Annotated in this window: 9 protein-coding genes; 5 read left to right on the plus strand and 4 right to left on the minus strand. The window is 69.8% G+C overall.

The features are described 5' to 3' along the window. Positions 1-73 precede the first annotated feature (73 nt). The gene (locus BZL64_RS36055) at positions 74-964 is read left to right on the plus strand and encodes a hypothetical protein (protein ID WP_086773251.1); all 891 of its coding nucleotides are present in this window, start codon (positions 74-76) and stop codon (positions 962-964) included. 148 nt (positions 965-1,112) lie between these two features. Here the strand turns inward: BZL64_RS36055 and BZL64_RS36060 are convergent, their stop codons facing one another. Further along, positions 1,113-1,499, minus strand: coding sequence for a hypothetical protein (locus BZL64_RS36060; protein ID WP_244205740.1), 387 nt, complete (start codon positions 1,497-1,499; stop codon positions 1,113-1,115). Between the two features lie 27 nt (positions 1,500-1,526). Further along, a complete protein-coding gene (locus tag BZL64_RS36065) occupies positions 1,527-3,206 on the minus strand; it encodes a sodium:solute symporter family protein (RefSeq protein WP_086773252.1) in 1,680 nt (559 codons plus the stop codon). 185 nt (positions 3,207-3,391) lie between these two features. On the opposite strand from BZL64_RS36065, the gene galT reads away from it, so the two are divergent. Genes galT through galK form a run of 3 tightly spaced genes read left to right on the plus strand, consistent with a single transcriptional unit; the run spans position 3,392 to position 6,576 of the window. Then, a complete protein-coding gene (galT, locus tag BZL64_RS36070; protein ID WP_086773253.1) occupies positions 3,392-4,450 on the plus strand; it encodes a galactose-1-phosphate uridylyltransferase in 1,059 nt (352 codons plus the stop codon). Continuing rightward, positions 4,450-5,418 (plus strand): UDP-glucose 4-epimerase GalE, encoded by a 969-nt coding sequence (galE, locus tag BZL64_RS36075; protein ID WP_086773254.1) that lies wholly within the window; start codon positions 4,450-4,452, stop codon positions 5,416-5,418. Before galT ends, galE begins: the two co-directional genes overlap by 1 nt. Continuing rightward, positions 5,419-6,576, plus strand: a complete 1,158-nt coding sequence (gene galK / locus BZL64_RS36080) for a galactokinase (RefSeq protein WP_086773255.1) — start codon at positions 5,419-5,421, stop codon at positions 6,574-6,576. It abuts the gene before it with no gap. Positions 6,577-6,646: 70 nt separating this feature from the next. Here galK and BZL64_RS36085 read toward each other — a convergent pair whose 3' ends face one another. Then, the gene (locus tag BZL64_RS36085) at positions 6,647-7,090 is read right to left on the minus strand and encodes a GNAT family N-acetyltransferase (protein ID WP_086773256.1); all 444 of its coding nucleotides are present in this window, start codon (positions 7,088-7,090) and stop codon (positions 6,647-6,649) included. 273 nt (positions 7,091-7,363) lie between these two features. Between BZL64_RS36085 and BZL64_RS36090 the strand changes: the two genes are divergently transcribed. Continuing rightward, positions 7,364-8,131: a LuxR C-terminal-related transcriptional regulator gene (locus BZL64_RS36090; protein ID WP_086773257.1), complete on the plus strand. Its 768-nt coding sequence runs from the start codon at positions 7,364-7,366 to the stop codon at positions 8,129-8,131. Here BZL64_RS36090 and BZL64_RS36095 read toward each other — a convergent pair. Further along, complete coding sequence (locus BZL64_RS36095; protein WP_086773258.1) at positions 8,090-8,587, minus strand: MarR family winged helix-turn-helix transcriptional regulator; 498 nt, start codon at positions 8,585-8,587, stop codon at positions 8,090-8,092. The two genes, BZL64_RS36090 and BZL64_RS36095, sit on opposite strands and share 42 nt — an antisense overlap. Between the last annotated feature and the right edge of the window lie 131 nt (positions 8,588-8,718).

Consider the following 8,718-nt stretch of genomic DNA (forward strand, 5'->3'; position numbering starts at 1 on the left):
CCGGGGCAAGTACGTGTGGTGTGACTTGCCGGCGGCATAACTCGTTGATCACATCGCACAGAAAGGAGAGCCGATGGTCGGCTCGTCACACGAGGCCATGCACCGGATCTTCCAGAAGGATCCCGCGCTGCTGACCCGTGCCCTGCAACAGGTGTTACGCATCCCTTTCCCCGAGCCGCACGACTTCGCCGGCATGAACATCGACCTCACCGAGATCGAGCCCATCGAGCGGCGCGTGGACACGCTGCTGCGGGCGGAGACCGACGAGGGGGCGTACCTGCTGGTGGTGGAGTCGCAGGGGAAGCCGGACGAGAGGAAGCGCGGAAGCTGGCCGTACTACCTCAGCTATCTGTACGAGAAGTACCGCTGCGAGCCGGTGCTGATCGTGGTCACGCAGAACAGTGCCACGGCCCGTTGGGCGGCCGAGCCGATCCACCTCGGGGTGCGAGGGTGCCCGTCGCTGACGGTGCGTCCGTTCGTCCTCGGGCCGGACAACGTGCCCGTCATCGCGAAGGCATCGGAGGCCGAGCAGGACCCGGCCCTCGCGGTGCTTTCGGCGATGACACACGGCCGTGGGCCACACGTCGCGGGCATACTGGAATCACTGGTGGCCGCCCTGAAGACGCTCGACGCGGACACCGCCGCGGTCTTCGTGCAGTTCGTCGACTCCTGCCTGGCGGATCCCCAGGCACAGCACATGTGGAGGGACCTGATGACAGCGATGCAGTACTTCTGGCGGCACCCGCTCGCGGAGTCGGTGCGCGGGGAGGGAAGGGGAGAGGGAAGGGTCGAGAAGGGTGCCGAGATGACCCTGAACATCCTTGAATGGCGGGGTGTCCCTGTCTCCGACGCGGTTCGGCACCGCGTCGAGACGTGCACCGACGAGGATCTGCTCACGCTCTGGGCGCGACGGGCCATGGATGTGAGTGACGCGGAGCAGTTGTTCGATGCCGACGGCTCCTGACGCTGCTGCCGACGCGCAGGGCGAGGCGCGCAACCCCTGGCTCTTCGCCGCCCGGTGAGCCGCGCGCGGCTGCGGCTGGGGCACCTTCACCCGTGCCCCGCACAGTGTGGGGCCGGACCCCGGCCCCACACCCGAAACCAACCGCCCCTCAGTCCCGCCGCTCCGCGGCCTCCGCCGCCTCCGGCGGCAACGGTGGCGGGGTCGGGGCTGCCGTGGGCCGTAGTTTCAGCCAGGCGAGGAAGAAGATGCCGAGGGCCAGCATGCCCAGGCCGGTCCACAGGTTGATGTTGATGCCCTGGGCCTTGTCGATCTCCGCGTCGCTGTCGGTGAGGCCGGCGATCGTGACGATGACGCCGTAGACGACGAACAGGCCGCCGATGATGCGGCGCAGGTCGAAGATGCGGGCGGCGGTCGCCGACTTCTGCTCCAGTTCGGAGACCTCACGCTGGACGTCGGCCTCGGAGTAGCCGGCCTTGCGCAGCCGCTCGGCCGCTTCCGCCCGCTCGGACGGTTCGAATTGCTCGGACTCGGACATGGTCTTTCCATCCTCCCGCGGTCGGGCCTAGAACGAGAACGGGATGTAGCAGGCGGCGGCGAGGATGATCGCGCCCCAGCCCAGCAGCGCCGGCCGCCGGTACCAGGCGTCGTCGCCCGCGGCGGGCGGCTCGGCCATGCCGGGCGAGACGGTGCCGTAGACGAGGCCCTCGAGTTCCTCCGCCGGCTTGGGGGCGGTGAAGAGGGACACCGCCACCATGACGACCGCACCCGCGACGAAGCCCGCGATCGCGGAGACGAAGTTGGCGCCCTGGTCGGTGGGGATGCCGATGACGTCCTGCTTGTAGAGGACGAAGTAGTTGACCATCGCGGCCGTGGTGCCCGCGAGGAGGCCCCAGAAGCCGGACTTCATCGACGCCCGCTTCCAGAACATGCCGACGATGAAGACGACGAACATCGGCACGTTGAAGAAGGAGAACAGCGTCTGGAGGTAGCTCATGATGTTGGAGAAGGAGGAGGCGAGGAAGGCCGTGCCGACGGACGCCATCACGCCGATCGCGGTGATGAGGCGGCCGAAGCCGACGTAGTAGCTGTCCTCGCGGCCCCGCACCACGTACTTGGCCCAGATGTCGTTGGTGAACACCGTGTTGAAGGACGACACGTTCGCCGCCATGCCCGCCATGAAGGCGGCGAGCAGACCGGTCACCGCGATGCCCAGGACGCCGTTGGGCAGCAGCTGTTCCATCAGGTACGGGATGGAGTCGTTGTACTGGAGGTCGGAGTCCGGGGTGCCGATGTTCGGGACCAGGACCGCCGCCACCAGACCCGGAATCATCACCAGGAAGACGATGAAGATCTTCGGGAAGGCGGCGATCAGCGGGGTGCGCTGGGCCGCCGACAGGTTCTTCGCGGAGAGGGCCCGCTGCACCTCGGCGAAGTTGGTCGTCCAGTAGCCGAAGGAGAGGACGAAGCCGAGGCCGAGGACGATCGTCAGCCAGTTCGCGCCCAGCGGGTTGTCGCTGCCGATGCCGGTGCCGCCCCAGGCGGAGACGAAGTCGTCACCGTGGGACTTCGTGAGCGAGTCGGTGAGGCCGTCCCAGCCGCCGACCTTCTTCAGGCCGAGGACGGTGAGCGGGATCAGGGCCGCGAGGATCACGAAGAACTGCAGCACCTCGTTGTAGATCGCCGAGGACAGACCGCCCAGCGTGATGTACGCCAGGACGAAGAAGCCGGCGACCACGATCGCCACCCACTGCGGCCAGCCAAGCAGCGCCTCGACGACGATCGCGAGGGCGTACAGGTTGACGCCGGAGATGAGGATGGCGGCGAAGGCGAACAGGGCCGAGCTGAGCAGATGCGCGCCCTTGTCGAAGCGCAGCAGCAGGAACTCCGGGACCGAGCGCACCTTGGAGCCGTAGTAGAAGGGCATCATCACCAGGCCTAGGAAGACCATGGCCGGGATGGCGCCGATCCAGTACCAGTGGACGGTGTACGCACCGTACTGGGCGCTGTTGGCGGCCATGCCGAGGATCTCCGTGGCCGCCAGGTTCGCCGAGACGAAGGCGAGGCCGGTGATCCAGGCGGGCAGGGAGCGGCCGGACAGGAAGAAGTCGAGGCTGGTCTTCACCGAGCGGCGGGCGGCGAAGCCGATGCCGAGGACGACCACGAAGTAGATGGCCAGGATCGTGTAGTCGAGCCAGTTGGTAGGAAGCCGTAGCTCGGCCGCGAGGTAGGTGGGGGTTCGCATGCACTGCTCACTTCGCTTGGTGGTCTTTGTTCGGTTGTGACGGTGGACGTCAGGTCGCCTTCTGGGGTGGCCCTGGCGACTCCGAGCGGCCTTGGGTGGTGACTCTCGTGGGGGTTTATGGTTTGATGTGTTTAGTTCTGTTGGAAGCTTGATTCGCTTTGTTGGTGTACGGATGGAGAGCCGCGGTGAAGAAGACCTCGACCCGCTTGGCCGACGGTCGTGAGCTCATCTACTACGACCTGCGGGACGACGCGGTGCGCGACGCGGTGGACCGGCGTCCGCTGGACCCCACGGTCACCACTTCGGAGGTACGCAGGGACCCGCTGCTCGGCGATTCCGTCGCGATCGCCTCGCACCGGCAGGGGCGCACCTATCACCCGCCGGCCGACGAGTGCCCCCTGTGCCCCTCGCAGGGCGACCGGTTGAGCGAGATCCCGGACTCGTCGTACGACGCCGTCGTCTTCGAGAACCGCTTCCCCTCGCTGGCCGGTGACTCCGGGCGGTGCGAGGTGGTCTGCTTCACCTCCGACCACAACGCGTCCTTCGCCGACCTCACCGAGGAGCAGGCGCGACTGGTCCTGGACGCGTGGACGGACCGGACGTCCGAGCTGTCGCATCTGCCCTCCGTGGAACAGGTGTTCTGCTTCGAGAACCGCGGTGCCGAGATCGGTGTGACTCTGGGTCACCCGCACGGGCAGATCTACGCCTACCCGTTCACCACGCCCCGCACCGCCCTGATGCTGCGCCAGGTGGCCGCGCACAAGGAGGCCACCGGCGGCGAGAACCTCTTCGATGCCGTCCTGCGGAGTGAACTCGCCGGTGAGCGGGTCGTCCTGGAGGGTGAACACTGGGTCGCCTTCGTGCCGTACGCCGCGCACTGGCCGTACGAGGTGCACCTGTACCCCAAGCGCCGGGTGCCCGACCTGCTCGGCCTCGACGAGGACGCGCGCACAGAGTTCCCCAAGGTCTATCTGGAACTCTTGAGGCGCTTCGACCGGATCTTCGGGGAGAACCAGCCCCTCACGCCGTACATCTCGGGCTGGCACCAGGCGCCGTTCGGCGCGCTGGAGGAGTTCGAGGGGGTCAACCGCGACGACTTCGCGCTGCACCTCGAGCTTTTCACCATCCGCCGTACGTCCGGCAAGCTGAAGTTCCTCGCGGGTTCCGAATCCGGCATGAACGTGTTCATCAACGACGTGCCGCCGGAGCACGCGGCCGAGCGACTGCGAGAGGTAGCGAGTTGATGAGCGGCAAGTACTTGGTCACGGGCGGGGCGGGATACGTCGGCAGCGTGGTCGCCCAGCATCTGCTGGAAGCGGGACACGAGGTCGTCGTCCTCGACAACCTGTCCACCGGCTTTCGCGAGGGCGTCCCGGCGGGCGCCACCTTCGTCGAGGGCGACATCCGCGACGCAGGGAAGTGGCTCGACGCCTCCTTCGACGCCGTCCTGCACTTCGCCGCCTTCTCACAGGTCGGCGAGTCCGTCGTGAAGCCCGAGAAGTACTGGGAGAACAACGTCGGCGGCACCATGGCCCTCCTCGGGGCCATGCGCGAGGCGGGCGTGCGCAAGCTCGTCTTCTCCTCCACCGCCGCCACCTACGGCGAGCCGGTCAGCACCCCCATCACCGAGACCGACCCGACCGCCCCGACCTCCCCGTACGGCGCGTCCAAGCTCGCCGTCGACCACATGATCACCGGCGAGGCCACCGCCCACGGGCTCGGCGCGGTGTCACTGCGCTACTTCAACGTGGCCGGCGCCTACGGCGCGCAGGGCGAGCGGCACGACCCCGAGTCGCACCTCATCCCGCTCGTCCTCCAGGTCGCGCAGGGCGGCCGGGAGGCCATCTCCGTCTACGGCGACGACTACCCGACCCCGGACGGCACCTGCATCCGCGACTACATCCACGTCGCCGACCTGGCCGAGGCCCACCTCCTCGCCGTCGAGGCCGCCACCCCCGGCGAACACCTCATCTGCAACCTCGGCAACGGCAACGGCTTCTCCGTCCGCGAGGTCATCGAGACCGTCCGCAAGGTCACCGGGCACCCGATCCCCGAGGTCATGGCCCCGCGCCGCGGCGGCGACCCGGCGGTCCTGGTCGCCTCGGCGGCCACCGCCCGCGAACGGCTCGGCTGGAACCCGTCCCGCGCGGACCTCGCGGGTATCGTCGCCGACGCGTGGGAATTCACGCAGAAGATCGCAGAGGAGCGGTAAGTGGGGGCAGAGCAGCAGGTCAGGGCCGACTTCGTCGAGCTGTACGGGGCCGAGCCCGAGGGCGTGTGGGCGGCGCCCGGCCGCGTCAACCTCATCGGTGAGCACACCGACTACAACGACGGCTTCGTGATGCCCTTCGCGCTGCCGCACACCGCGACCGCCGCGGTCTCCCGCCGCACGGACGGCCGTCTGCGCCTGCACTCGGCGGACATCGAGGACGGCGTCGCCGAGCTGCGCCTCGACGACCTGACCCCGGAGTCGGACCGCGCCTGGACGGCGTACCCGGCCGGCGTGGTGTGGGCGCTCCGCGAGGCCGGACACCCGGTCACCGGCGCCGACATCCACCTCACCTCGACGGTCCCGTCGGGCGCGGGCCTGTCCTCGTCGGCGGCCCTGGAGGTCGTCGTCGCCCTGGCCCTCAACGACCTGTTCGAGCTGGGCCTGGCGCGCTGGCAGCTCGCCCGCCTGTGCCAGCGCACCGAGAACGTCTACGTCGGGGCCCCCACCGGGATCATGGACCAGACCGCGTCCGCCTGCTGCGAGGCCGGCCACGCCCTGTTCCTCGACACCCGCGACCTCTCGCAGCAGCAGATCCCCTTCGACCTCGCCGCCGAAGGCATGCGCCTGCTCGTCGTCGACACCCAGGTCAAGCACGCCCACAGTGACGGCGAGTACGGCAAGCGCCGCGCCGGCTGCGAGAAGGGCGCCGCCCTGCTGGGCGTCGACGCCCTGCGCGACATCGCCTACGCCGACCTGGACGCGGCGCTGGAACGGCTCGGCGACGAGGAGGAGGTCCGCTGCCTCGTCCGTCACGTCGTCACGGAGGACCAGCGGGTCGAGCGGGTCGTGTCCCTGCTGAAGTCCGGCGAGACACGGGCGATCGGGCCCGTCCTGGTCGAGGGCCACGCCTCGCTGCGCGACGACTTCCGCATCTCCTGCCCCGAGCTGGACCTCGTCGTCGACACCGCCCTCGCCGGCGGCGCCCTCGGCGCCCGCATGACCGGTGGCGGCTTCGGCGGCTCGGCGATCGTCCTCGTGGAGGCGGCCGACGTCGACACCATCACCAAGGCGGTCGAAGAGGCCTTCGCGGCGGCCGGCTTCACGGCCCCCCGGGTCTTCGAAGCGGTCCCGTCGGCGGGCGCCCGCCGCCTCGCCTGAACCGGTCGGACAGCCCGTCGGCCCCGCACATCCGTGCGGGGCCGACGGCTTTGGCGGGGGATTCCGGCCGTCACCCCAGCCGCTTGGTCAGCGTGTACTCCGTGATTCCCGGCGGGTAGTCCTCGATCACGCAGACGACCTCGTAGCCCTGCCGGCGGTAGAAGTGCGGGGCCTGGAAGTCCCAGGTCTCCACGCGGGAGCGACTGCAGCCGCGGTCGTCGCGGGCCAGGCGTTCCGCCTCGGCGAGCAGGCGGCTGCCGAGGCCGGTGCCGCGGTGGCGTTCGTCGACCCAGAGATAGGTGACGTGCAGCCAGGCCGTCCAGGTGTGGCCGACCAGGCCGCCGGCCAGCGCGCCGGTGTCGTCCGACGCCCACACGTGCAGCGGCGCCTCGCGTTCGGCGGGCGTGCCGCGCAGCGCGCGCAGGACGGGGGAGGCCGCCGTGTTCGTGTCGCGCAGCCGCGTGCGGAGCAGATCGCGCCGGGACCTGTCGACTTCTGCCTCAAGACGAAACATGCGGCTCACGATAAACGCGCGGGACGGCCAGTTCTGTCATTCGCCTTCCGCTCCCCGCGCACAGCCCTACGCTGTTCCACAGCACCGGTGGGGGCCGGTGCTGATCAGGGGGCGAGTCAGTCGGGTACGACGCCCGCGGTGGGGGTAGCACTCTCTGCACGGCGGCGGCCGTGCGGTCGAACACCCCTTCCGGGCGTCGTGCCCGCGCCGGTCGTCGTTCTCCGCGCCTGGGGTATCCCCGGCTCCGTGAAGGAGCCTGGGGAAGGGGGTTTCGTGGTTCGTATCCGAGTTCTGGTCGTCGACGACCACCGTATCTTCGCCGAGTCGCTCGCCGCCGCCCTGGCGGCCGAGCCCGACGTCGACGTCTCCGCGGCCGGCAGCGGCCCGGCCGCACTGCGCAGCCTGGAGCGCGCCGCCGCCGAGGGACGCCGCTACGACGTCCTGCTCGTCGACGCCGACCTGGGCGGGAACCTGCCCGGCGTCCGGCCGGCCGTACCCGTGCGGGAGGTGGGCGAGGACGGGCTCGTCGACGGGCTCTCCCTCGTCGCCGGCGTCCGCGTCAGCCAGCCGTACGTCCGGATCGTCGTCCTCGCCGAGAAGGACGACCCGCGCCGCGCGGCCCTCGCGCTGCAGGCCGGGGCGTCCGGCTGGGTGGCCAAGGACTGCTCGCTGTCCCGGCTGCTCACCGTCGTGCGCGGGGTGCTGCGCGAGGAGACGCATCTGCCGCCCGCCCTGCTCACGGGCGTGCTCAAGGAGCTCACGGCCGCCCGCAAGCACCGCACCGAGAGCGAGCGGCTCGTGGAGTCCCTCACCCCGAGGGAGCGCGAGGTGCTGCGCTGCATGGTCGCCGGGCTGGGGCGCAAGGCGGTCGCCGAGCGGCTGTTCCTGTCCCCGCACACCGTCCGCACCCACATGCAGAACGTCCTCGGCAAGCTGGGCGTGCACTCCACGCTCGCCGCGGTCGCGCTCGCCCGGCGGGCGGGCGTCGGACCGGCGGACCTAACCGGGGATGTTGTCGAACGGGGCGGTCAGCTGGCGTAGCAGCGCGGCCAGCTCGGCGCGCTGGGCGTGGGACAGCTCGGCGAGGATCGCCCGCTCCTGCTCCAGGAGACCGGCCAGGGCCTGGTCGGCGCGGTCCTTGCCGTCGTCCGTCAGCCGCACCAGCACACCGCGCCGGTCGCTGGGATCGGGCAGCCGCTCCACCAGGTCCTTCTTCGCCAGCCGGTCGATGCGGTTCGTCATCGTGCCCGACGTGACCAGCGTCTGCGTCAGCAGCTGCCCCGGCGAGAGCTGGTAGGGCGGGCCGGCGCGCCTGAGCGCGGTCAGCACGTCGAACTCCCAGGGCTCCAGGTGATGCTCGGAGAACGCCAGACGGCGTGCACGGTCCAGGTGCCGCGCCAGCCTGCTCACCCGGCTGAGTACTTCCAGCGGTTCCACGTCGAGGTCCGGGCGCTCCCGGCGCCACGCTGCGACCAGTCGATCGACCTCGTCCTCCATGACGATCAGTGTAGTGGTTGTGTCGATGTGAAGTCTCTTGATATCAAGTCTCTTGACGTCAAGCTAAATCGGCTGGGAACGTGGACCCACCGGACGACGAAGACTCCACCCCGAGGAGGCCGCCCCATGCC

It is taken from the genome of Streptomyces bobili (assembly GCF_002154575.1).
In the GTDB taxonomy this organism is placed as follows: Bacteria; Actinomycetota; Actinomycetes; order Streptomycetales; family Streptomycetaceae; genus Streptomyces; species Streptomyces bobili.

What these genes read in the sequence shown, in the direction of transcription:
- BZL64_RS36055 (WP_086773251.1), top strand. Translation starts at nt 74, where the DNA reads ATGGTCGGCTCGTCACACGAGGCCATGCACCGGATCTTCCAGAAGGAT.
- BZL64_RS36060 (WP_244205740.1), bottom strand. Translation starts at nt 1,499, where the DNA reads ATGTCCGAGTCCGAGCAATTCGAACCGTCCGAGCGGGCGGAAGCGGCC.
- BZL64_RS36065 (WP_086773252.1), bottom strand. Translation starts at nt 3,206, where the DNA reads ATGCGAACCCCCACCTACCTCGCGGCCGAGCTACGGCTTCCTACCAAC.
- galE (WP_086773254.1), top strand. Translation starts at nt 4,450, where the DNA reads ATGAGCGGCAAGTACTTGGTCACGGGCGGGGCGGGATACGTCGGCAGC.
- BZL64_RS36085 (WP_086773256.1), bottom strand. Translation starts at nt 7,090, where the DNA reads ATGTTTCGTCTTGAGGCAGAAGTCGACAGGTCCCGGCGCGATCTGCTC.
- BZL64_RS36095 (WP_086773258.1), bottom strand. Translation starts at nt 8,587, where the DNA reads ATGGAGGACGAGGTCGATCGACTGGTCGCAGCGTGGCGCCGGGAGCGC.